Annotated in this window: 19 protein-coding genes, 1 pseudogene and 1 riboswitch; of the genes and pseudogenes, 15 read left to right on the top strand and 5 right to left on the bottom strand. The window is 32.5% G+C overall.

The annotated features are described in order from the left end of the window. The first annotated feature begins 14 nt into the window (after positions 1 to 14). The 4 genes from I6U48_RS14655 to I6U48_RS14640 all read left to right on the top strand — a co-directional run bounded on the left by I6U48_RS14655 (position 15) and on the right by I6U48_RS14640 (position 2,058). Positions 15 to 158: a hypothetical protein gene (locus I6U48_RS14655; protein WP_218321214.1), complete on the top strand. Its 144-nt coding sequence runs from the start codon at positions 15 to 17 to the stop codon at positions 156 to 158. Positions 159 to 366: 208 nt separating this feature from the next. Further along, complete coding sequence (locus I6U48_RS14650) at positions 367 to 510, top strand: hypothetical protein (protein ID WP_218321213.1); 144 nt, start codon at positions 367 to 369, stop codon at positions 508 to 510. A gap of 149 nt (positions 511 to 659) precedes the next feature. Continuing rightward, positions 660 to 1,778, top strand: a complete 1,119-nt coding sequence (locus I6U48_RS14645; RefSeq protein WP_218321212.1) for a Coenzyme F420 hydrogenase/dehydrogenase, beta subunit C-terminal domain — start codon at positions 660 to 662, stop codon at positions 1,776 to 1,778. A 124-nt stretch (positions 1,779 to 1,902) separates the two neighbouring features. Next, positions 1,903 to 2,058, top strand: a complete 156-nt coding sequence (locus I6U48_RS14640; protein WP_218321211.1) for a hypothetical protein — start codon at positions 1,903 to 1,905, stop codon at positions 2,056 to 2,058. Between the two features lie 350 nt (positions 2,059 to 2,408). Here I6U48_RS14640 and I6U48_RS14635 read toward each other — a convergent pair whose 3' ends face one another. Continuing rightward, on the bottom strand, positions 2,409 to 4,325 hold the full coding sequence (locus tag I6U48_RS14635) for an ABC-F family ATP-binding cassette domain-containing protein (RefSeq protein ID WP_218321210.1): 1,917 nt from the start codon (positions 4,323 to 4,325) through the stop codon (positions 2,409 to 2,411). Positions 4,326 to 4,550: 225 nt separating this feature from the next. Here I6U48_RS14635 and I6U48_RS14630 point away from each other — a divergent pair, with 225 nt between their 5' ends. The 10 genes from I6U48_RS14630 (at position 4,551) to guaD (ending at position 18,489) form a co-directional block, all read left to right on the top strand. Continuing rightward, positions 4,551 to 5,996, top strand: a complete 1,446-nt coding sequence (locus I6U48_RS14630) for a DEAD/DEAH box helicase (RefSeq protein ID WP_218321209.1) — start codon at positions 4,551 to 4,553, stop codon at positions 5,994 to 5,996. Between the two features lie 220 nt (positions 5,997 to 6,216). Then, the gene (locus I6U48_RS14625; protein ID WP_218321208.1) at positions 6,217 to 6,384 is read left to right on the top strand and encodes a zinc-ribbon domain-containing protein; all 168 of its coding nucleotides are present in this window, start codon (positions 6,217 to 6,219) and stop codon (positions 6,382 to 6,384) included. 291 nt (positions 6,385 to 6,675) lie between these two features. Further along, a complete protein-coding gene (locus I6U48_RS14620) occupies positions 6,676 to 8,973 on the top strand; it encodes an ATP-dependent Clp protease ATP-binding subunit (RefSeq protein WP_218321207.1) in 2,298 nt (765 codons plus the stop codon). A 190-nt stretch (positions 8,974 to 9,163) separates the two neighbouring features. Beyond that, positions 9,164 to 10,651, top strand: a complete 1,488-nt coding sequence (locus I6U48_RS14615) for a pyridoxal-phosphate dependent enzyme (RefSeq protein ID WP_218321206.1) — start codon at positions 9,164 to 9,166, stop codon at positions 10,649 to 10,651. Between the two features lie 122 nt (positions 10,652 to 10,773). Beyond that, positions 10,774 to 11,688, top strand: coding sequence for an NTP transferase domain-containing protein (locus tag I6U48_RS30340; RefSeq protein WP_218321205.1), 915 nt, complete (start codon positions 10,774 to 10,776; stop codon positions 11,686 to 11,688). Positions 11,689 to 11,932: 244 nt separating this feature from the next. Then, a complete protein-coding gene (locus I6U48_RS14605; RefSeq protein WP_218321204.1) occupies positions 11,933 to 14,044 on the top strand; it encodes a xanthine dehydrogenase family protein molybdopterin-binding subunit in 2,112 nt (703 codons plus the stop codon). A 39-nt stretch (positions 14,045 to 14,083) separates the two neighbouring features. Then, positions 14,084 to 14,557 carry a (2Fe-2S)-binding protein gene (locus I6U48_RS14600; protein ID WP_218321203.1) on the top strand — a complete coding sequence of 158 codons (474 nt, stop codon included), beginning with the start codon at positions 14,084 to 14,086 and terminating at the stop codon, positions 14,555 to 14,557. Then, positions 14,551 to 15,378: an FAD binding domain-containing protein gene (locus I6U48_RS14595; RefSeq protein ID WP_218321202.1), complete on the top strand. Its 828-nt coding sequence runs from the start codon at positions 14,551 to 14,553 to the stop codon at positions 15,376 to 15,378. Before I6U48_RS14600 ends, I6U48_RS14595 begins: the two co-directional genes overlap by 7 nt. A 7-nt stretch (positions 15,379 to 15,385) precedes the next feature. Beyond that, positions 15,386 to 15,485, top strand: a riboswitch (purine riboswitch). Between the two features lie 340 nt (positions 15,486 to 15,825). Then, the gene (locus I6U48_RS14590) at positions 15,826 to 17,172 is read left to right on the top strand and encodes an NCS2 family permease (RefSeq protein ID WP_218321220.1); all 1,347 of its coding nucleotides are present in this window, start codon (positions 15,826 to 15,828) and stop codon (positions 17,170 to 17,172) included. A 24-nt stretch (positions 17,173 to 17,196) separates the two neighbouring features. Then, positions 17,197 to 18,489 carry a guanine deaminase gene (gene guaD / locus I6U48_RS14585; RefSeq protein WP_218321201.1) on the top strand — a complete coding sequence of 431 codons (1,293 nt, stop codon included), beginning with the start codon at positions 17,197 to 17,199 and terminating at the stop codon, positions 18,487 to 18,489. Positions 18,490 to 18,862: 373 nt separating this feature from the next. On the opposite strand, the gene I6U48_RS14580 is transcribed toward guaD, so the two are convergent. The 4 genes from I6U48_RS14580 to I6U48_RS14565 form a co-directional block, all read right to left on the bottom strand. Beyond that, entirely contained in the window at positions 18,863 to 19,243 is a 381-nt protein-coding gene (locus I6U48_RS14580) for a RidA family protein (protein WP_218321200.1), read from the bottom strand. 65 nt (positions 19,244 to 19,308) lie between these two features. After that, the gene (locus tag I6U48_RS14575) at positions 19,309 to 20,118 is read right to left on the bottom strand and encodes an XdhC family protein (RefSeq protein WP_218321199.1); all 810 of its coding nucleotides are present in this window, start codon (positions 20,116 to 20,118) and stop codon (positions 19,309 to 19,311) included. Then, the gene (gene yqeB / locus I6U48_RS14570; RefSeq protein ID WP_218321198.1) at positions 20,087 to 20,935 is read right to left on the bottom strand and encodes a selenium-dependent molybdenum cofactor biosynthesis protein YqeB; all 849 of its coding nucleotides are present in this window, start codon (positions 20,933 to 20,935) and stop codon (positions 20,087 to 20,089) included. The genes I6U48_RS14575 and yqeB overlap by 32 nt, the downstream gene beginning before the upstream one ends. 504 nt (positions 20,936 to 21,439) lie before the next feature. Then, positions 21,440 to 22,810: a nucleobase:cation symporter-2 family protein gene (locus I6U48_RS14565; protein ID WP_218321197.1), complete on the bottom strand. Its 1,371-nt coding sequence runs from the start codon at positions 22,808 to 22,810 to the stop codon at positions 21,440 to 21,442. Between the two features lie 471 nt (positions 22,811 to 23,281). Here I6U48_RS14565 and I6U48_RS14560 point away from each other — a divergent pair. Continuing rightward, positions 23,282 to 23,869, top strand: a pseudogene (locus I6U48_RS14560) (knotted carbamoyltransferase YgeW); the annotation flags it as partial.

Here is a 23,869-nt window from a genome sequence, read left to right as displayed (position 1 = left end):
CAGAGGTGATAGTGATGGTTAATAAGCATAAGGTGAAGGATAATCAGTATGCAAAGCTGGGAATAAGGAAAAATGCTAATGGTGATTTTGAGTATATTGACTCAGCTGAAAAAAATAGATCCAAATATGAATCAATTAGAAAATATACAAAGTCTTAAAAGGTTGAATTATTGAAAAACCAGCACTTTTAAATGAGTTTGGTAAAATTGTAAAAGCACTTGGATTACTCCAGGTGCTTGTTTGTTGTGAAAAATAATGATATAGAAAAGCTTAGCATGATCGATAAAGATAATATAACACAAAATTTACATTATTATAATTTTAAAATAATAATATAAATGATATAGTATATTTGAGGTGATAATATTGGAAATTGTATTAAACGTAGAACAATTTAAATTACTCGCACTTCGATATCAAGAGGCTAAGAAAAAAGGAAAAAAAGATTTATATAACTATACTGCAGATAGGTCTTTGCGTATAAAGAAAAGATGTGGATATTTTAGATGAATTTTAGAGCTCATAAGAGCTCTTTTTTTATATAAAAATAAAACAGTTAGAGTTTATACTGAAGCATTTATTGATAATAAACCCTAAAAAGCACATAATGAAATGGTACGAACCCTAATTTTAAAATTATAATATAAAGGATGATGAATATGAAAAATAGCGCTATAGATGAAATAGGACAGGAAAAATGTACAGGCTGTTTTGGCTGCTTTAATTCTTGTAATGTGGAAGCTATTTCAATGGAAATATCAAAAGAAGGTTTCTATTATCCATTGATAAATGATGGAAAGTGTGTTTCGTGTGGTAAATGTAATAATAATTGTCCTGTAATAAGGTTTAAGTCTGATAATTATGATGAGGATAAGATAAAAGCTTACGCTGGATATACATTAGATGAAGATATTAGAATGGAAAGCTCTTCTGGTGGAATTTTTTCTGAATTAGCTAACTATGTTTTAGAACAATATGGAGTAGTTTTTGGCGCTAAGTGGAATAAAAATATAAAGGTTAATCACAGCAAGGTTTGTAATAAGCAAGATTTAAAAGAATTGAGAAGTTCAAAGTATGTTCAAAGTAATATTGGCAATGTATATAAGAATGTACTTGAAGAACTAGATAGGAACAAGAAGGTTTTATTTGTTGGAGTGCCTTGTCAGGTGGCAGCATTAAAAACTTTTACACAGAGTGAAAGTCTAATTACTGTTGACCTAATTTGTCATGGAGTCCCATCTATGAAGGTTTTTGAAAGTTATCTTGAAAGTAAAAGTAGAAATAAGAAGGTTAATAGTGTTAATTTTAGAGACAAGAGTAAAGGGTGGTCTAAATATTGTACAAAGATTAGTTTTGAAGATGGAAGTCAGTATTTAAAAATAACGAGAGAAGATCCATTCTTTCATGGATTTATATGTGACTTATATCTAAATTCAAGCTGTTACGACTGTAAGTTTGCATCGATTCCAAGAAGTGGTGATATTACAATTGCTGATTTTTGGCAGATAGATGAAGAATTAATGGACGAAAGAGGAATATCTCTAATACTTACAAATAATGAAAAAGGTGAAAATATAATAAAAGAACTTGTAAAAAATAATAAGATTGAGATATTTGAAAAAACTCTAGAAGATGCTTTGAAAGGAAACCCAAGAATTAAAAATGGACATTTGAGAATGAGAGATAAAAGAGAAGAATGTTTAAGGAATATAGAAGAGGAAGGCTTTGAAGAAATTAGTAAAAAATATATAGTGAATTTGAAGAGATATGTATATTAGAGAATAAAGAGAAGCACCATTGAAATTGCCTTGTTTTTCTACAAAGTCATAGACAAATATAATTAAATATAGTAAAGTGTATTTACGAAAAAGAAGTTGAAAAAAGCATTTAAGGAGAATGGAAATGTCAGATAAAAACATTGAAATGATGAAAAAATTAATTGAAGAGAAAAAGAAAAAAGGTTCTAGCAAAGGTTCTAATTTAAGACCAGATAAGAACATTGGTGGAACTAGAAAAGCTATTAAAAGTGGTAAAACTGGCGGTTTATTTGATAAATAGTTTAGACACCCACGGCCTAAAGCAAACTTATCCTCCGGGAGATGTTACCAAGCTTCGACACGATAAAAACTTTTAATCATTCTAAAGCTCAGTATTTTGAAAATCTAAGAAGTTTTTATAAACTCGTACCTCAAACATATAAAACCTCCTAAGATTTTCCGAAATACTTCGCTAAGAATGATAAAAAAGTTTTTATATGTGTCTTCAGCTTTGATAACATCTCCCTGCGTATAAATTTGCTTTCTGGTGTGGGTGTCTACATGATTATATGGCTGAAAGTAGAATTAAACTCCAGTATATATCATAGAGCAAGCTTATTTTTGATCATGTTTCCCTATAAATGTCTTATATCATACACCCTTTTCAGCTTCAATTTTTTCAGCTAGTTCATTTAGATAAGTCCATCTTTCCATGGAATAATCTAATTTGCTAGTTAACTCTTCTTTTTCCTTTATCAGCTTTTGGAGAGACTCATAATCACTTCCAGAGGAATTTATCAATTCATCAAGCTTAGAAATATTGTCTTCTAAATCAGCTATGGTATTATCTATTTCTTCAAATTCCTTTTGTTCTTTAAAAGTAAATTTAAGAGGCTTATTTTTTTTCTTTTCTTCTTTATAAGAATCCTTAGTTTCTTTTTTATTGATATTTTCTTTTGTAACATTTACTTCAGAGCTATATTTCTCAATGTACTCAGAATAATTACATACATAATGGCTTATAGTACCATTACCTTCAAACACTAAAAGCTTTTCAGATGTCCTATCTAAAAAATATCTATCATGGGATACTGCAATCACAGTACCTTCAAAACTGTCTAAATAATTTTCCAATATAGTTAAGGTCTGAATGTCTAAATCATTAGTTGGCTCATCTAATACAAGTACATTAGGTGCTTCCATAAGCATTCGGAGAAGTTGAAGTCTTCTTCTTTCTCCGCCAGAAAGCTTGGAAATTGGAGTCCACTGCATATTAGAATCGAATAAGAAGTTTTCAAGCATTTTTGAAGCACTTATGAGTTCACCCTCAGAGTCCTTTATGAATTCTCCACCTTCACGAACATATTCGATAACACGTAAGCTTTCATCCATTTCTCTGCCTTCCTGGGAGAAGTATCCTATTTTAACCGTTTCCCCAATTATAACTTCTCCACTGTCTGGACGTGCTTTGCCAGTACATATATTAAGAAGGGTTGACTTTCCCATACCATTAGGACCTATTATCCCTACTCTATCATTTTTTGAAAAAATATAGCTAAAGTCTTTTATTAAAAATCTATTATCATAGCCTTTATTAATGTTATTAATTTCAATAACTTTTTTTCCAAGCCTTGAACTAGCAGCAGAAATTTCAATCTTATCGTCTACTGTATCAATTTTACTATTTTTGATTTCTTCAAACCTTTGAATTCTGGCCTTCTGCTTAGTTGACCTAGCTTTTGCACCTCTTCTAATCCATTCTAATTCTCTTCTAAAAGTGTTTTGGCGTTTGGCTTCTATAGATTTTTCAAGTTCTTCTCTTTCTATCTTTTTCTCTAAAAAAATACTATAGTTGCCATCGTAACTGTATATATTGCCAGCATGAAGTTCCCAGATCTTATTGGTTACTCTGTCTAAAAAATACCTATCATGAGTTATCATAAGAAGAGAAGCTTTTCGATTGTTTAGATATTTCTCTAGCCACGCAACTGTATCGTTATCAATATGATTGGTAGGTTCATCTAGTATTAACAAGTCTGAAGGCATTATTAAAGCAGCGGCTAAGGAGATTCTTTTCTTTTGCCCTCCAGATAAAGTTGATACTTTAGCATCGAAATTGTAGATGCCAAGTTTGGTAAGAATTGTTTTGGCGTCACTTTCTAATTGCCAAGCGTTCATAGCATCCATTTTTGATGTTAACGTTAAAAGCTTCTTCTGAAGACCTTCATTTTTTTCATCTAACTCTAATTTGTTAACTGTACTCTCATAGTCTCTTAAAAGTCTCATTACAGGTGTATCATCTTTAAAAATCTGTTCAAGGACAGTAGCTTCTTCATCAAAAAAGCTTTGTTGAGATAGATAGCTAACTCTAAGTCCATTAGAAGTCATTATATTACCATTTTCATAATTTTCTATTCCAGCTATAATTTTTAGTAAGGTAGATTTACCGGTACCATTAATACCAATAATACCTATTTTTTCTCCTTCATTTATTGAAATAGATATATTATCTAAAAGTACTTTTTCACCGTAGCTTTTATATATATTTTCTAAACATATTAAGTTCATTTAATTCACAAACCTTTCTTCAAATATAAAAAATATTGGATAAGACATATAGAAAGTATATTATTTTGAAAGATTTTTTTCAAGAACATAGTATAAAAGCTAACAAATTTTTTATATTAATTATGGTAATAGCTAGAGACTATTTTAGTTTTGTATGTTAAACTTAGTTTTGCAAATTATAATAACAAGTGTAATTTTAGAACTATATATGTGTGAGGTAAAAATATGACAGATGCAAATTTTAAAAACTTTGACATAGGTGAGGAAATATTAAAGGCTCTAGAAAAATTAAAATATAATAAGCCATCAGAGGTGCAGAAACAAGTTATACCTTTAGCCCTTCAAGGTAAAGATATAATTGTTAAATCTCAGACCGGAAGTGGCAAAACCGGAGCTTTTGCTATTCCTATTTGTGAAAAGGTAGAAATAGAAGAAAGTAAATTACAGGCATTGGTGCTTACACCTACTAGAGAACTGGCCATTCAAGTGAAAGAGGATATAAAGAATATAGGAAGATTTAAGAGAGTAAGAAGTGCTGCTATTTTTGGTAAACAGCCTTTTAGTGATCAAGTAAGAGAATTAAAGCAAAGAGTTCATGTAGTTGTTGGAACACCAGGAAGAACCCTGGATCATCTTAAAAGAGGAACTGTAGATATAGGTGATATAAAATATTTAATAATTGATGAAGCAGATGAGATGCTTAATATGGGATTTATTGAACAGGTAGAAGGTATAATAAATTATTTACCTAAGGATAGAGTTACTATGTTATTTTCTGCAACAATACCAGAAGAAATAGAAAAATTGTGTTATAAATATATGTCTAACCCTGAGAATATAGAAATAAATTCTAATAATCTTACTGTTGAAAAGATAAAACAAATATATTATGAAGTTGAAAGCAATAAAAAGTTTAGTTTTTTAAAGAATATAATATATACAGAGAGACCAGATAGTTGTATTATATTCTGTAATCTAAAAGATACTGTTGAAAGTCTAACTCAAAGGCTGAAAAGCAGGGGTTACTCCTGTAGCAAACTTCATGGTGGAATGCTTCAGAAGGATAGAATAGATATGATGGAAAGCTTCAAAAGAGGAGAATTTAGATTTTTGGTAGCTACAGATGTTGCTGCTAGAGGAATTGATGTGGAAAATGTAACTCATGTTATAAATTATGACATACCTATGGAAAAAGAAAGTTATGTTCATAGAATCGGAAGAACAGGACGTGCAGGAAAAGAAGGAATAGCAATAACTTTGGTATCTTCAAAGGAATATAGATTTTTACGTGAAATTGAAGAATACATAGGTTTGAATATAGAAGAAGGAAAATTACCCTCTGAAGAAGAGATTGAAAAAGGAAGGGAAATTTTTGAAGAAATCATTAAAGTTAAACATGTATTTAAAAATATAAAAAGTGTGGATTTAGATAAAGAAATTATGAAAATACACATAAATGCTGGAAAAAAGAAAAAAATAAGAGCGGGAGATATTGTTGGTGCAATAACTAATATAAAAGGAGTTAATGCTGAAAATATTGGTGTTATAGATATACAAGACAACTTTTCTTATGTTGACATACTTGATGGAAAAGGCAATCTAGTAATTAATGAACTTCAACAAACTACTATAAAAGGAAAAAGTGTCAGAGTACAAAAAGCAGTGAAGTAGAAAATAAAAATTAAATATAGGTTAATGGATAAATTATCAAGAAATATTTACACTTATCTATTGCGTATTAATTAATAATATGATATTATTAAGAAGTGCTAGAGAATAAAGTATGTCTAGACACAGGTTAGGTATTTAATATGGTGAACAGCATTCCTCTTTTTAGGAATTTATTGTTATCAATTTTTAAATCCTAATACTAAAAAGGAGGAATATTGAAATGGCAGATAAGACATTAGTATGCAAAGATTGTGGAAAGGAATTCGTATTTACAGAAGGCGAGCAAGCTTTCTATAAAGAAAAAGGATTCGAAAATGAACCACAAAGATGCCCAGAATGCAGAAAAGCAAGAAAACAACAAAACAACAACAGAGGATTCAGAAGATAATAATATCGGACGTTTCAACCCTATAAGGTTTACCTTATAGGGTTTTTTAGACTTATTTATTAACTAAAAGTTAAATATTTTAAAACTTTTAAAAAAGGGAATTGTAGTATTAAAAACTTTTTTATATAATATTAATAAGTTTTTTGAAAATACATTGATTGAATTTGCAACTTTATGGATAATATATAAAGTTATAAAACAGAATCACAATTGAAAAACTAGCATTATATTATAAAGAAAGATATGATATACTGTAATTAAATTTTACTATGAAAATATGGAGATGATAACATGCAAATGTGTTCTATTTGTCATAAAAATATAGCCACTATATATACTGCAAAAGTAGATAATAATAAATCTGAAATGATAGGTATATGCTTAGAATGTGCCAAGAAAATGGGAATTCCAATTGTTGATCAGTTGATGAAGCAGGCTGGAATATCTAAAGATGATATTGAAAACCTTTCAGAACAAATGAATAGTATGCTTCAAGATGTAAATGTAGAAGATATGGAAAATAATCCCTTTATAAGTATTTTTAATAATACAGATACACAAGGAACTATAAATAATAAAGAAGAAACAGTAGATGATAAAGAGAAAGCTACAGACAAAAATAAAAATTCAAATGTTAAGACAAAAAATGGTTTGTTTAAAAAGAAAAGAAAAAATCTCAATGCCTATGGAATAAATTTAACAGAAAAGGCAAAGAGTGGAGAAGTTGACAAGGTTATTGGAAGACACAGAGAGATAGATAGAGTTATACAGATATTAAATAGAAGAACTAAAAATAATCCTATATTAATTGGAGAACCGGGAGTTGGAAAAACAGCTATTGCTGAAGGCTTAGCAGTTAGAATTGCAGAAAGACAAATACCATCAAAGCTATTTAATGCTGAAGTTTACTTGTTAGATTTAACGGCAGTGGTAGCTGGAACTCAGTTTAGAGGACAGTTTGAAGGGCGTATGAAATCAATCATTGAAGAAGCTAAAGAAGATGGAAATATTATATTAGTTATAGATGAAATTCATAATATAATTGGTGCAGGAGAAGCACAAGGTGGAGCAATGAATGCAGCTAATATACTAAAGCCCGCATTAGCTAGAGGTGAAGTTCAAGTAATTGGTGCAACAACTCTAGAAGAGTACAGAAAGCATATAGAAAAAGATTCTGCGTTAGAGAGAAGGTTTCAACCTATATTAGTTGAAGAACCCACAGTAGAAGATACAATAGAGATCTTGAAGGGTATTAGAAACTATTATGAAGAATATCACAAAGTTAACATATCAGACGAGGTAATTGAGGCAGCGGCAAATCTATCTGAAAGATATATAAATGATAGATATCTTCCTGATAAGGCTATAGATGTAATTGATGAAGCAAGTTCTAGAGCAAATCTAAAGAATCAAGGACTTGTAGAGCTTAGTGCTTTAAAGGAAGAACTAAGTGAATTACAAGATAAGATTAGAGAAGCAGCAGATAGTAATGATTATGAGAAGGCTGCTGAATTTAAAACTGAGGAATGTAAAATTGAAGAAAAAATAAATAAAATAGAAAGAGAATGTTCTAATGTTAGTTTAACAGTTGAAGATATTGCATATGTAATAGAAGCCTGGACTAAAATTCCCGTACAGAGTATTACAGAAGAAGAGGCAGAAAAGCTTCTTAATCTAGAGGAAAGACTTCATAAGAGAGTTATAGGACAGCACCAAGCTATTGTAAGCTTAGCACGTTCAATAAGAAGAAATAGACTAGGCTTTAGAAAAAAGAGAAAGCCATCTTCGTTTATTTTTGTTGGTCCTACTGGTGTAGGTAAAACCGAACTTGCAAAGGCACTTTCCTGCGAACTTTTCGGCAGTGAAGAGGCATTAATTCGCCTTGATATGTCTGAGTATATGGAGAAGCACACAGCATCAAAGTTAATTGGCGCTCCTCCAGGATATGTGGGATATGATCAAGGGGGTCAGTTAACAGAGAAAGTCAGAAGAAAACCTTATTCAGTTATTCTTTTAGATGAAATTGAAAAAGCTCATCCAGATGTATTTAATATGCTGTTACAAATTCTTGAAGATGGAAGGTTAACAGATAGTCAAGGAAGAACTGTTCACTTTGATAATACTGTAGTAATTATGACTTCTAATGCAGGAACAAATTTCAGATCAAATGGCATTGGTTTTGCAAAGGAAGGATACAATGTATTAGAGGAACAGGTAAAGGAAGCGTTAAAAGAAATTTTTAGGCCAGAGTTTTTAAATAGAATAGATGAAACAATAGTGTTTACACCTCTAACTAAAGAGGAGTTGTACAAGATTATTGACTTAATGGTAAAAGAAGTTAAAGATGAGGTGAAAGAAAAGGGAATAACACTAGAAGTAAGTGACGAAGTTAAGAAATTTATATTAAAGATTGGATATGACGAAAAATACGGAGCAAGACCTTTAAGAAGATCAATACAAAAATATATTGAAGATGAAGTTGCAGAGCAATATCTTCAAAAGAAATTTAAAGTAGGATCTAATATTAATATTGATCTAGAGGACGATAAGATAGTTTTAAGAGAATGCAATAGTCAATTATTGAAGTAATTAACTTAGCGGATACAAAAGGGCATCTAATTTAGATTAGGTGCTCTTATTTAAAATTCCAATAATTGTTCTATTTAAGATACTTAGGGTTGATTTTGACATATAACAAAAACTGTTATATACTAAAGTATACAACTATTAACTGACTAGTCAGTATAATTGTAATTTTGTGTAAAAAGGGGGCAAAAAAATGCAAAATTTAATTGATTTAACAATCCATGAGGAACAGTTGAAAAAAACAGTAGATAGTGCTAGAGAAAAAAATGTTATTATTCCAACTTTAGCTCAAATGAAAGATTCTAGTAAGGTACCTGAAAAAGTTAAGTTTAAATTAAAAGGAACGGGGCTCTGGGATATAGATCCCATTAATTTATTTAGGATTTCTTGGTATAATCAGCCTGTAGCACAGGGAGGGTTATACAACGACTTACCAAACTATATTGAAATTCCTTCCGAAATTTCAGGCGTTAAGGCTAGAATTTTTGCTATGGCAGGAAAATTCTTTCCAACAGGGGCACATAAAGTTGGAGCGAGCTTTGCTTGTTTAGTACCACGTTTAGTAACTGGACAATTTGATCCTACTTATCATCAAGCAGTATGGCCTTCAACAGGTAACTTTTGTCGTGGTGGGGCTTATAATTCAGCCTTATTAGGTTGTAGTTCAATTGCTATTCTGCCAGAAAATATGAGTAAAGAACGTTTTGATTGGCTCAAAAAAGTAGCTGGGGAAGTTATTGCTACTCCTGGTTCTGAAAGTAATGTAAAAGAAATCTATGATAAAACCTGGGAACTAAGAAGGACAAGAGATAATGTTGTTATATTTAACCAGTTTGGTGAACTTGGCAATCATTTGTGGCATTATGAAGTTACTGGTAGTGCTATGGAAGCAGTTATTAAAGCTGAAGCTGGTGAGAATGGGAAACTTGCTGGCGTGTGTTTAACATCAGGATCTGCTGGAACTTTAGGCAGTGCAGACTATTTAAAGGATCAATATCCAAATGCTAAATTTGCCGTTGGTGAGGCATTACAATGTCCAACTCTGCTTAACAATGGTTTTGGTGAGCATAGAATTGAAGGTATTGGGGATAAACATGTTCCTTGGATTCATAATGTAAGAAATACAGATATGGTTATTGCAATAGATGACAATGATAGTTTAGGATTATTCCGCCTATTCAATGAAGCAACTGGGCAAGAATATTTAAGATCTATTGGAGTTAAAGAAGATATAATTGAAAAGCTTTCATGGGTTGGTATCTCTGGGGCAGCAAATATACTTTCATGTATAAAATTTGCAAAATATTATGAGTTAAATGAAAATGATATGGTAATAACTGTACTTACTGATTCAGCAGAAATGTATCAATCGAGATTACAAGAAATGACTGCTGAAAGAGGAAAAGTTTATGGATCTATTGATGCTGCTGTAGATCATAATAGAAATGTTTTAGGTATTAGAACTGACAGTATGGAGGAATTAACATATCAAAGCAAAAAACGTATCCATAATCTTAAATATTATACATGGATTGAACAACAACAATATGATTTAGAGGAATTAAATGCACAATGGTATGATTATGATAACTATTGGGGTAAACTTCATAAAATGGGACCAGAGCTTGATAAATTCATTGAAGCTTTTAATGAAAGAACTGGTTTGACAAAAGATCTATAATCTTAGGAATAAAAATTGTGTATTTACATTTCAAGATATCATTTATCTCCACTTAAATAATGTTTTTTATAAAAGAATAGAAATGTAAGAAAATTTGGAAAAGCTTTTAACGAGGTGATATTGTGAGGGAAGTCGGAGCAATTATTGCAGCCGCAAATAAACAGGTGGCCTATCCAACGAAAAAAGTAGGTTCAATTTCTTTAATTCAAAGAGTAGTGCTTACATATAAGAAAGCTGGTATATGGCCTATTGTAGTAATAACGGGATTTGAAGAACCAGAGGTAAAGTCAAATCTTGTTAGAGATGATGCTATTTTTATTATAAACAATGATTATGAAAATCCTGAGCTTATTGATTCGTATAAGATTGGACTTAAATACCTTGAAGGAAAGTGTAAAAGAGTGTTGTTAACACCTGTAAATGTGCCTATGTTTAATTATAATACGGTGAAAAAAATGGTTGAAACAGAGGGGGAAATTGTTATTCCTTCGTACAATAGGCATGGTGGGCATCCTATACTTATTGGTAGCGTATATATTTCTAGAATTCTTTTATATGATGGTGATGACGGTTTGAGAGGAGCAATTAATTCTTTTGGTGCTGATATAACTCGGGTCGATGTAGATGATAGAGGAGTTGTATGCTCAATTCATGACGAAAATAAGTTGGAAGAACTTTTAACAGCACATAATGATAGTTTGTTCCAGCCGGTTTTAAGTGTAAGTATGAGAAAGGAAAAGATTTTTTTTGATTCTAGATTAAGGCTTCTTCTTGAACTTATAGATGAAAATCATTCCGTTAATGGTGCCTGCAAAAGGATGTCTTTATCTTTGAGCAAAGCTTGGGAAATGATTAAAGAGCTTGAAGAAAACCTTGGCTATGAAGTGGTTTTGAGAAGGCAAGGAGGTGCAAGAGGAGGTAGAGCACAGCTCAGTGATAAAGGCAGAGAGTTCATTGATAACTATAATAAGTTCTTTAGCGCGGTAAAGAACTATGCCGATGAGCAATTTAAAAAGTATTTTGAAGGTAAAAACTGATTATGATATAAAAGGGTTGTCGCACTGCGATAACCCTTTTTGGTTACTCAGATAACTAATCAAATACTTTTCAAGAAGAATTTGAAATTGAGTAAACGTTGCCATATAATATAACTCATAAGTATAGTATAGCGGTGTCATGTAGTCTTGTTAAAGATTTATTAAGTATTGCTTTTAACGCAGCGAAGTCTTATAAAGAGATTGTGTAAAATATATGAAATAAAGGTATTATAAGGAGGAAATTATGAGGAATATAGGAAATTCAGTTCTTAAGAAAGATCATGAAGAAAAAATATCAGGTATAGCTAAATACGTGGCAGATATTCCTACAGATGGAGTTCTTCATGGCAAGTTTTTAAGATCTACAGTTGCACATGCTAAAATAAAAAACATTACCATACCTGAGTTGCCAGATGAATACATGGTAGTTGATAAAGATGATGTACTTGGTGAAAATAAGATTGGTATTGGACTAGGTGACATGCCGGTATTTGCCATAGATGTAGTGGAATACATTGGAGATCCAATCTTAATGATAGTAGGGCCAGAAGAAGAGAAGGTAGAAGAAATTGTATCCCAAATAGTAGTGGATTATGATGAACTTCCAGCTATAATGGATGTTACTAAATCAGATGTTGCTTTTTATGAATATCAACATGGAAAAGGCGATGTAAATGCAGCTTTTAAAAATGCGGATAGGATTTACGAAGAAGTTTTAAGTACAGGTTATGGTGAACAGATTTATCTTGAAACCAATGGTATAATTGCAGATTACCATGATGATAAGATGACTATTAGAGGGTCAATGCAGTGTCCATATTATCTTCATTCAGCGCTTCAAGCTGTGACAGGACTTGGAAAGGATAAGATCCAGATTATAGCGGAGACTACAGGAGGAGGCTTTGGAGGCAAAGAAGATTTTCCATCCATATTATCATCTCAGGCTGCTGTGGCGAGTATGAAGGCTAAAAAACCAGTAAGAGTTGTCTTCGATAGAAGAGAAGATATTACTGTAACTAGCAAAAGACATCCTTTAATTGCAAGATACAAGGCTGCTGTTAAAAATGGAAAGGTTACAGCAATAGATATTGATTTGATATATGATGGAGGTGCATATTCAACACTTTCAATGGTAGTATTGCAGCGTGGGACAATATGCGCTACTGGAGTTTATAATATAGAAAATCTTAGAGTTCATAGTAAAGCAAACAAAACAAACACAGTTCCTAAAGGCGCTTATAGAGGATTTGGAGCACCTCAAGTATTTTTTGGTATAGAGCTTTTTATGGAGCATATAGCAAAAGGTGAAGGAAAAAATACATTAGAATTTAAAAAGGAACACATGGTTAAGCAGGGAGACCCTACAGCAACCTTAGGAAAGTTTCATTTCCATGTACCGCTTAATGAGATGATAGAAGAAGCAAATAAGCTTTCTGATTATAAAAGAAAAAGAGAACTTTATGAAAAGCCTCAGACAGGAAGATTTAGAAGAGGAATAGGAGCATCACTGTCATTTCATGGTTGTGGATTTACAGGTTCTGGAGAAAGAGATTTGATAAAGGCAGTACTTAAACTTAAAAAATACAAGGATGGAACAGTAGAAATTCTTGCTGCAAATACTGATATGGGACAAGGGCTAAGAACAACTCTTCCCAAAATAGCTGGCAAGGAGCTTGGAATTCCATATGATCAGATAGTTTATGCTAATCCAGATACTGATAGAGTTCCAGACTCTGGTCCAACAGTTGCCTCTAGATCACTTATGGTAGTTGGAGAACTTGTAAGACGTGCGTCTATTAAACTAAAAGAGCAATGGAAAGATGGAGAGGAGCAAGTAATTGAAGAGCGTTATAAGCACCCAGAGTATCTCATTCCATTCTCAATCAATGATTTCCGTGGAGATGCGTATCCAACTTATTCATGGTCAGTACAAGTAATAGAGTTAGAGATTGACATGCTTACAGGTCAGCACAAAGTTCTAGGTGGTTATGGGTCTTTCGATGTAGGTACTCCTATTGATTTGAATATACTCCACGGACAGATGGAAGGTGGAATGCTTCAAGGTATAGGATATTCATCAATGGAATACATGGATCACGATGGTAAGGGACGTGTAAGAAACAATAGCTTCAGTGACTACATTATACCAACAGCTATGGATGTACCAAATCTCAAGGTTCAAATGTATGTTGCTGAGTATCCAGATGGCCCTTATGGAGCAAAGGGTGCAGGAGAACTTCCGAATGTAGGTACTGCACCAGCATATATAGCGGCTTTGGAACAGGCTTTAGGAAAGAACGTTGATCACATTCCATTTACAGTGGAAGATACTTTAAAAGCAATATCATCAAAGTAAGAATTAGGACTTCGTTGAAATAAATAAGGAGGTAAATTCATGGGATATATTGAATTCAAACTTAATGGAGAAAATGTGCAATATAAAGGAAATGCATCAGATCGACTTTTAGATGTATTGAGAGATACTTATAAACTTACTGGAGTAAAATGCGGTTGTAAAGAGGGTGAGTGCGGAGCGTGTTCTGTTATAATTGATGGAAGGCTCGCTAATTCATGTATGTTTGCAATGGGAAGAGTTTATGGAAGTGAAATTACAACTATAGAGGGATTTAGCAAAACTGAAAGATTTAAGGTTATTGATAAGGCTTATGGGGATGTCTCAGCCGTACAATGTGGATATTGTATACCAGGAATGGTACTTGCGACAGAGTGCATCCTTAGAAAAAATCCACATCCAACAGAAGCTGAAATAAGACGAGGAATATCCGGAAACCTATGTCGTTGCACAGGATATAATGCTATAGTTAAGGCAATAGAAATTGCAGCGAAAGAAGGTGAAGGACTATGGTAAAGTTAAATAATGGATATGTGCCAGAAACAATTGATGAGGCATTAGCAATAATGAAGGAGCAAGAGGTAAAACCTTACGGCGGTGGAACGGATTTAATGATTGATGAAAAAAGAGATTCAACTTATCTGTTTTTACACAAGGTATCTGAGCTAAAGATGATTACAGAAGATTCAGATTATATAAGAATAGGTGCAGAAGCTACTTTTACTGATATAGAGGAATCTGATATTACGCCGCAGATTTTAAAAGATGCAATGTCACATTTGGCAGGTCCAGCTATAAGAAATTTTGGAACAATAGGTGGAAATATTGGAAATGGATCTGCTAAGGCGGACTCAGTGCTCATATTATTTGCAACCGACTCACTTATGGTACTAAGGAGTACTGATTCTGAGAGAACCATTTATGTTAAAGATTTTTACAAAGGTAGAAAACAGCTTGACCTTGAAAAAGGAGAACTTATAACTGAAGTTTTAATTCCTAAAAAGTACCTTAACAACTACTACTATAAGAAGATAGGTGCTAGAGATGCATTAGCAATCTCTAGAATGGGTTTTGCAGCACTTCTCTATGAAGAGAATGGAATAATTAAGCATATTGCAACAGCATTTGGAGCAGTGGAACCTATTATAATCAGGCGCCCAGAGATAGATGCCATGTTAATAGGAAAGACTATAGCTGAAGCTAAAGCTTTAAAAAATGACTACTTAAAAGCATATGACGATGCAATAAACCCAAGTGCGGGAAGAGTTTCAAAGGAATATAGAAAGAACGTATGTATGAATCTTTTAAAAGACTTTTTGAAAGAAAATGGAATCTAAGAAAATTAAAAATATATAAATGCTATCTTGTATATATTGGAAATTGGTCTAATAGTCTCTACCGGGTTGCCGTAAACTACCTGACTACAAGAATAACCTCAAGCTATGAGAAATTTTCAGCTTTGGTTATTCTGTAGTCTTTTTTAGTTCGGTGGCCCGTTTTTTATATATTTGTAAAGGAGAAACTATTTACTAAAGACAAGGGAGGTAGTTAAATTTAGTCTAGGGAATATGTTATTATACCTACAACCTCAAAATACATCTTACCTGAAGGGATATGTAACCAATTGGTGGTAAGTAACTGTAAATTTATAAGTAGAGTTTTATTCTGTGAAAGTTGCCAAATTAAATAGCAGATATGAAAATTTTGAGGTTATATATTTATGTTTATTAAAAAAATTCAAAATCTAATTTATACTAAATTTGGAGGGAAAAAATATGGCGGTTATGGAATTGAAAAAGAAGGAAAATAATGAAAACAAAGGTTTTTTGGATAAGTACTTTCGTCTATCAGAAAGAGGAAGTAATCTTAAAACTGAGATGCTAGCAGGACTGACTACATTCATTGCAATGTCTTATATTATATTTGTTATTCCAGGTCAATTTCTAGTTGCAGCAGGTGTACCGAAGGGAGCTGCTACTGCAGCAACTATTTTGTCAGCAGCAGTTGCAACTTTATTAATGGGAATTTACGCAAATCTTCCATTGGCGATGGGACCAGGTCTAGGTATAGGTGCTGTGTTTGCTTTTGTAATGTGCGGTAGTATGGGGCTTAACTGGCAGACTGCTTTAGGTGCAGTATTTATATCTGGTGTTGTATTCTTTATACTAGCGGTAACTAATATAACGAAATCAATTATTGAAGGTATTCCTAAAGTTCTCAAATCAGCAATTGGAGTAGGTATAGGTTTATATATTTCCTTCATTGGTTTCAAAAATGCAGGGATAATTATTGCATCTAAAGGTACTATTGTAGGAATTGGTAACTTGAAAGACCCTGCAACTTTGCTCGCTATAATCGGTTTTATAATAATATGTATACTTATGGCAAGAAACGTTAAAGGAGCCTTTTTAATCGGAATAGTTCTAACTACTATTATTGGAATGTTCATGGGTGTAGCAAAGGTGCCAACAAGCATACATGATTTTATTTCCTTTATTCCACCACTTCCAACAGATACATTTGCTAAGCTTAATGTTATGGCTGCTGTAAAATATGGACTTGTTTCAATAGTTTTTACAATAACAATTGTAGATCTTTTCGACAATATTGGGACTATCATTGCTGTTTCAGGTAAAGCTGGGCTTTTAGATGAAAATGGAAACTTACCTGGAATTAACAGAGCTCTTCTTTCAGGTTCCTTTGCGGCAATGATAGGAGGACTACTTGGTGCATGTACAGTTACAACTTATCTTGAAAGTGCATCTGGTGTTGCTGAAGGTGGTAAAACTGGCTTAACATCTGTAACAACTGGAGTTTTATTCCTTTGTGCTCTATTCTTAACTCCACTTACTGCCCTTGTTCCAGGAGCAGCTACAGCGCCAGTATTAATGATCTTAGGATGTCTTATGATCAGCGAAATCGTTCACATAAACTTTACTGACTTTACTGAAGGTATGCCAGCATTCTTAACACTTATAATGATGCCTTTAACTTTTAGTATTGTAGAAGGAATGTCTTTTGGATTTATAGCTTATACTGTTCTTAAACTTGTTACAGGTAAGCATAAAGATTTAAATCCTATTATGTATGCACTTTCAATTTTATTTATAATTCACTTGGTAATAGCTTAAGATAGAATAAAAGGGGTGATAAGTATGAAAGGGCTTAAGGGTAATATAATTTTTACCAGTTCTGCTGAAAAATTTGAGATTTATGAAAACAGCTATCTTGTAGAGTCTCATGGAAAGGTTTATGGAATATATAAAGAACTTCCATTTAACTTGAAGGAAATTGAGATACAAGATTTTGGTAAATCACTAATAATTCCAGGATTCGTTGACATGCACTTTCATGCTCCTCAATTTCAAAACATTGGTCTTGGATTAGATGAGGAGTTGCTGGAATGGCTTGAAAAATACACTTTCCCGGAAGAAGCAAAATACAGTGATAGTGAATACTCCAAGAGGCTTTATACAAATCTTGCAAAACAATTGTGGAGAAACGGAACCACTCGTGTAGTTCTTTTCTCTTCCATCCATACAAGTGGAACCAAAATTTTAATGGATATCCTTGATAGGGCAGGGATTGGAGCCTATGTTGGAAAGGTTAATATGGATAGAAACTCTCCAGACTTTTATGTAGAGTCGACTGAAGAATCTTTGACAGCTACAGAAGAGTGGATATTAGAGACTAAGGATAAGTATCAACTAGTAAAGCCTATAATAACTCCAAGATTTGTCCCTACATGTTCAGAAAAGCTTATGAAAGGGTTAGCTAACCTTGCAAAAAAGTATAATCTTAAGATTCAAAGCCATCTTTCTGAGAATGAGGGAGAAATTGAATGGGTAAAAGATCTTCATCCAGAGTTTGATAGCTATGGTGAAGTATACGATGGCATGGGTCTTCTAAATGAAAATACAATTATGGCTCATACTGTCCACAGTCCAGAAGACGAGATAGAGCTTCTAGCTAAAAGAAAAGCTTTCTCAGCACACTGTCCTAATGCTAACTACAACCTATCATCTGGAATAATGCCTGTAAGAAAGTTTCTTGATGCTGGAGTGAAAGTAGGACTTGGATCGGATGTAGGTGCAGGACATCAGATAGGTATGTATAAAGTAATGAGTCAGGCCGTGCAAGCTTCTAAGATGAAGTGGTTTGAAGGCGGAAAGGTTGGAAAATGCCTTAGTACATCAGAAGTTTTCTATATGGGAACAAAAGGTGGCGGAGAATTCTTCGGCAAAGTAGGATCATTTGAAAAAGGATATGATTTTGATGCTCTTGTAATAGGTGATGAAGACCTTGGCGAAACAGATTTCAGAAGCGTTGAGGAACGTCTTCAGAGATTCATATATTGCGGAGATGACAGAAATATAATAAAACGCTACGTGGCTGGAAAACTACTTTCTGAGCCAACAACGGAAAGAGAAGTGGCTGCTGCACTATAGACATCCACGGCCGACACTTAACTTATACTCCAGAATATATTGGCATTCTTCCGGCACAATAAATACTTTTTATAAGTCTAAAGCTCAGTATTTTGAAAGTCTAAGAACCATTGATAAACTCGTACCTCAGACACATCAATAGTCCTAAGACTTTCTAAAATATTTCGCTAAGACTTATAACAAACGTATTTAATTGTGCCTTCCAGAATGTCAATATATCCCTGCGTATAAGTTAAGTGTCTGGTGTGGTTATCTATATAGAATAAACTAACCTACTTTCGACCGTGGATCTCTATAAGTGGGTAGCTATTTATTTGTTTATTTGAAGAGTAATATAAAAAAGAGTGGACATTAAGCCACTCTTTTTATGGTTTTATTCAGCTAGTGCAACTACTTCTATTTCAACTAAAGCGTCTTTTGGAAGTACTACTTGTACACATGATCTTGCAGGCATATCCTTTTGGAAATACTTTGCGTAAACTTCGTTAACAGCAGCAAAATCACTCATATTTTTTACGAATACAGTTGTTTTAATGACTTTATCTAACGATGTTCCTGCTGCTTCAAGAATAGCCTTTACGTTTTCTAATGATTGTTCAGCAGCTTTTTTAACGTCATTTCCAACTAGTTCTCCTGTTGTTGGGTTTAGTGGAAGTTGTCCTGATGTAAATACTAAATTTCCAGCTTTAACAGCTTGAGAATAAGGTCCTACTGCACCTGGAGCAGCTTTTGTACTTATTATCGTTTTTTCCATGATGTTAATTCCTCCTTTAAATTGATTTACTGAAAAAATTATAAGTAATAATATACTTTAGCATATTAAATATTTATTCTTTTTAAATTCTTCATGTGATCTAATGAGCCTTTATTTCTAATGAGCAATATCTCACTTAAGATACCTAACGCTATTTCTTCAGGCTTTTCTGAGGCTATATTTAATCCCATTGGAGAGTATACTTTTTGAAGGTCTTCTTTAGGTACTCCAGCATTAATCAAGTTCTGCATAATGAAAAGTATTTTTTTAGTACTACCAATCATTCCTACATAAGCAGCTTTCCTAGATACTGAGGCCATAAGTGCATCACTATCGGATCTATGGCCTTTTGTAACTATCGTTATATAAGTATTTTCAGTGACTTCATATTTAGCTAGAGTATCTCCTATGTTTCCTATAACAATCTCATCTGCATCATCAAATACTGTGCTATTTACAAGTTCTTCTCTATCATCAAAGATAACGGTATAAAAGCCTAATATTTTTCCAAGCTTATGAAGTTGTTGACCTATATGGCCTGCACCTGCTATAAGAAGTTTTGGACTAGGATTAAAAACTTTTATAAAACCTTTAATTTCTCCGCCACATTGTGCATCTAGGCCGCCTTTTTCACTTAATACGTATTCAAAGTTAGCGCTTTCAAGTTTTTTAATACATTCTATAGTTTTAAGAATAACCTTATGTTCAACTATTCCTCCTCCAACGGACCCTAATATTCTACCATCTTTCCATACAGCCATAGTAGATCCTGATTTTCTTGGAGCAGATCCCGAAGAATCAGTTATAGTAGCTAGAGCAACTCTTTCTCCCCTACGTAAGCTTTCATATACTTCTTTTAATATCTTTTCTTCCATAGCCACACACCCCGTAGTTTCTGTTATTTTTCAGATATAATATAGCTTCTAATACCCCACCACCAATATTTCTTGCCTTGTCTGAAATTGTATAACAATTTTGTTTTTCTGTAATTCTTGGATCAATATCCGCTATTTTAAGTTTCTTTGTAATACTACTTCCATCCCTTATAAGTCCTCTTAATAGTCCACTGATACTAGCCTTAACCTCCATATCATCTACATAAGCAATTATATCGTTAGCTTTAACTACATCTCCGATATTACAAATATTTCTAATAATACCAGAGCAAGGACTGTATATTACTCTTTCTTTTGAGTATCCCATTATATCGCCGGGAATTCCTGTATCTTTCTTAGCATAGCCTTTTAATATAACTCTGCCTAAATTGTGTCCTCTCATAGTTTCAATCACTGCATCTACATCTCTTCCGGCTTCAAAGCCTGGTCCTAGAGCTATAGTTATACTAGCCATATTTATATTAGTACCTAAGTTTTTTTTCGCTAGAATTGCATCTACTAAAATCCCAGGCTTAAAAACATCTATATATAGACCATTTGGGTCTACAACCACTGGTATCTTATTTTCTAACCATGCCTTCTTAATTTCTTTCATATTACAAGCATAAACAGATGTAATACCTTCGATTGTAATTTGTTTTTCATATATAGCTTCACTAAAGCAAACAGTTCTTCTTATTGAAGTAGGGTTTGGTACTTCCAGTACTAGAACCTTAAATCCACTTCTATGCAGTTTCTGAATTGTTCCTGAGGCTATGTCTCCTCCACCTCTTACAATTACAAGTTCATTAAACATATCTAACCGTCCTTTTATTATAGATGTCCATAGCAGACAATTAACATATACTTGCGCATAAGTTAATTGTCTGATGTGTGTATCTATAAGCATATTTAATATATTTTATATAAATATTATAAGCAATTAATATGCCAAAAAACAAAAATTTCAAATAAATATTTAATGGCATATAATTAGCTAGTAAACTAACAGGTTCTAAGTTTTTAATCGAATTTTATTGACTATAAATATTGGGAAATTCTATTTACTTCGTATATTGACGAGTAATATATGAGCAGTAGAATGGTACATGGTTAAGAATTTTATTATCATACTGATAAAAATTATCATTATGATAATAAAATCCTATATTGTAGTAAGCTTTGCTTATAATAATTAATTAAATATATTATCATTTTGATAAAAATATATAAACTTTGAGAACAAGTCATAATCTATCCCGGAGCATAAGTTAAGTATCGGCCGTGTTTGTCTAAGTTCAACAACTTTCTTGATTTATAATTAAACTGTGCTGGAACTAACTGTATTAGATTGATCTCCATGAGTATCTAAATCACTATGAACTTTTTCACCATGATTTAAAAAGGCGTTAAGGATTACGGCCACTACAGAAGCAGATACTATGCCGCTGCTAAAAATTGATTTAAAAATTGATGGTGTATGATCAAGCAAAGTAGGGACAGCAGTTATTCCAAGACCTATTCCTATAGAACATGCAACAACTAGCATATTAGAGTTTTTATTAAAATCTACATTTGAAAGCATTTGTATTCCAGCTACTGCAACCATTGCAAACATTACAGTTGTAGCTCCACCTATAACAGGTTCAGGAATAATTGTAGCTATAGCTGCAAATTTAGGAATTAATCCAAGCAAAATAAGAATTATACCAGAAGTAATTACAACAAAACGACTTTTTACTTTACTTAAAGCTAGAAGTCCTAAATTTTGATTAAAGGTTGTGTAAGGAAATGAGTTAAATATTCCTCCTAAAACTGTTGCTATTGCTTCGGCTCTAATTCCGTGTACAATATCCTTTTCAGTAATCTTTCTTTCACAAATCTTAGAAATTCCAAGAAAAGTACCAGTTGATTCTATCATTACTGTTAACATAACGAATGTCATCATAATTATTGAACCAAGATCAAATTTAGGCATACCAAAGGTAAAAGGATGAACAAAACTTATCCATTTTGCATTTGCTACTACTGAGAAATCTACTTTTCCCATGAAGGCTGCTACTATAGTTCCTAAGATAATACCATTAAGAATAGAGATTGCTTGGAAGAAACCTTTAAAGTATTTATTTGACAATAGTACAACTATCATTACAAATGTACCTAATAAAAGATTAGATATACTTCCAAAATCTTTGGCACCTGAACCGCCACCGAAGCTGGTAATGCCAACATTTATTAATGAAAGTCCAATCATAGTAACAACACTACCTGTAACAACAGTAGGGAAAAATCTCAATATCTTTCCATATAGTGGTGCAATTAATACAACCACTATTGCAGATACAATAATAGAACCATATGCTGCTTGCATTCCGAGGCTTTTACCCACAATAATTAATGGCCCGACAGCTGCAAATGTACATCCTAAAATCGCTGGTAACTTTATTCCTATGTATGGTCCAATTCCCATTGACTGCAGTATAGTTGCAATACCACAAGTGAACAAATCTGCGGCTACTAAAAGTGCTAACTGTTCTGGTGTCAAACCAACAGCTCCACCTATAATTATTGGTACTGCTACTGCACCTGCATACATTGCAAGTACGTGTTGAAGACCTAAAGTAATAAGTTGATTAATTGGAAGAATTTGATCTACTTCATCTACGTTTTTTTTGCTATTTTCTTCTGACATATATGTAACCCCCTAATGAAATTTTATTTTAATACTTAAATTTTTGGCGTTTAAGTATTAATTACGAAATTACGATGGACCTAATAGATTTTAAAACGAATCTAGTGGTGTATACGATTTCATGACTTGCATATTGAGGCATATTTAATATCAATTATCTAAAACTCAACTGACTAACCAATCAGTTGATATATTTTAATTTAACTATATTATATATACATTGTCAATATTATCACAATAAAAAATAAAGAAATAAGTAAATGTTTCGAGTTTGTTGCTTTGTATTAAAATAATTATTGGTATATGTGGAAAAAGGTAAAAGGTTAAATAATTTGAATGTTGACAAAATTATTTTCACATTATAAAATTAGATTAACCAGTCAGTAAAAGCAATTAATTTCTAATCACAGATATATTCAATTAATTAAGGGATTAAATTCAATTAACATTTTGAGAATTGGGAGGACAATTATGGAAGAAATTAAAAAACTAATTGAAAAGTTAGAAAATTTAAATTACAAAGATATGTATAGCAATGACTTTTTTTTAACATGGGAAAAGACAGATGATGAACTTAAAGCTGTATTTACAATAGCAGATATACTACGTAAGATGAGGGAAAATAATATATCTTCTAAAATTTTTGATAGTGGATTAGCTATATCATTATTCCGTGATAATTCAACAAGAACAAGATTTAGCTTTGCAAGTGCTTGTAACTTGTTGGGACTTGAAGTTCAAGACTTAGATGAAGGAAAGTCACAGGTAGCCCACGGTGAAACTGTACGTGAAACAGCAAACATGATATCATTTATGGCTGATGTTATCGGTATCAGAGATGATATGTTCATAGGTAAGGGAAACAAGTATATGCATGAAGTTTCAGATGCTGTAAAACAAGGAAATGAAGATGGAATATTAGAACAAAGACCTACATTAGTTAACCTTCAATGTGATATAGACCATCCAACTCAATCAATGGCTGATATGCTCCATATTATTCATGAATTTGGCGGTATAGAAAATCTTAAAGGTAAAAAAATTGCAATGACATGGGCA

It is taken from the genome of Clostridium thailandense (assembly GCF_019207025.1).
In the GTDB taxonomy this organism is placed as follows: Bacteria; Bacillota; Clostridia; order Clostridiales; family Clostridiaceae; genus Clostridium_AM; species Clostridium_AM thailandense.
This window is presented reverse-complemented; position numbering and strand designations above follow the sequence as displayed.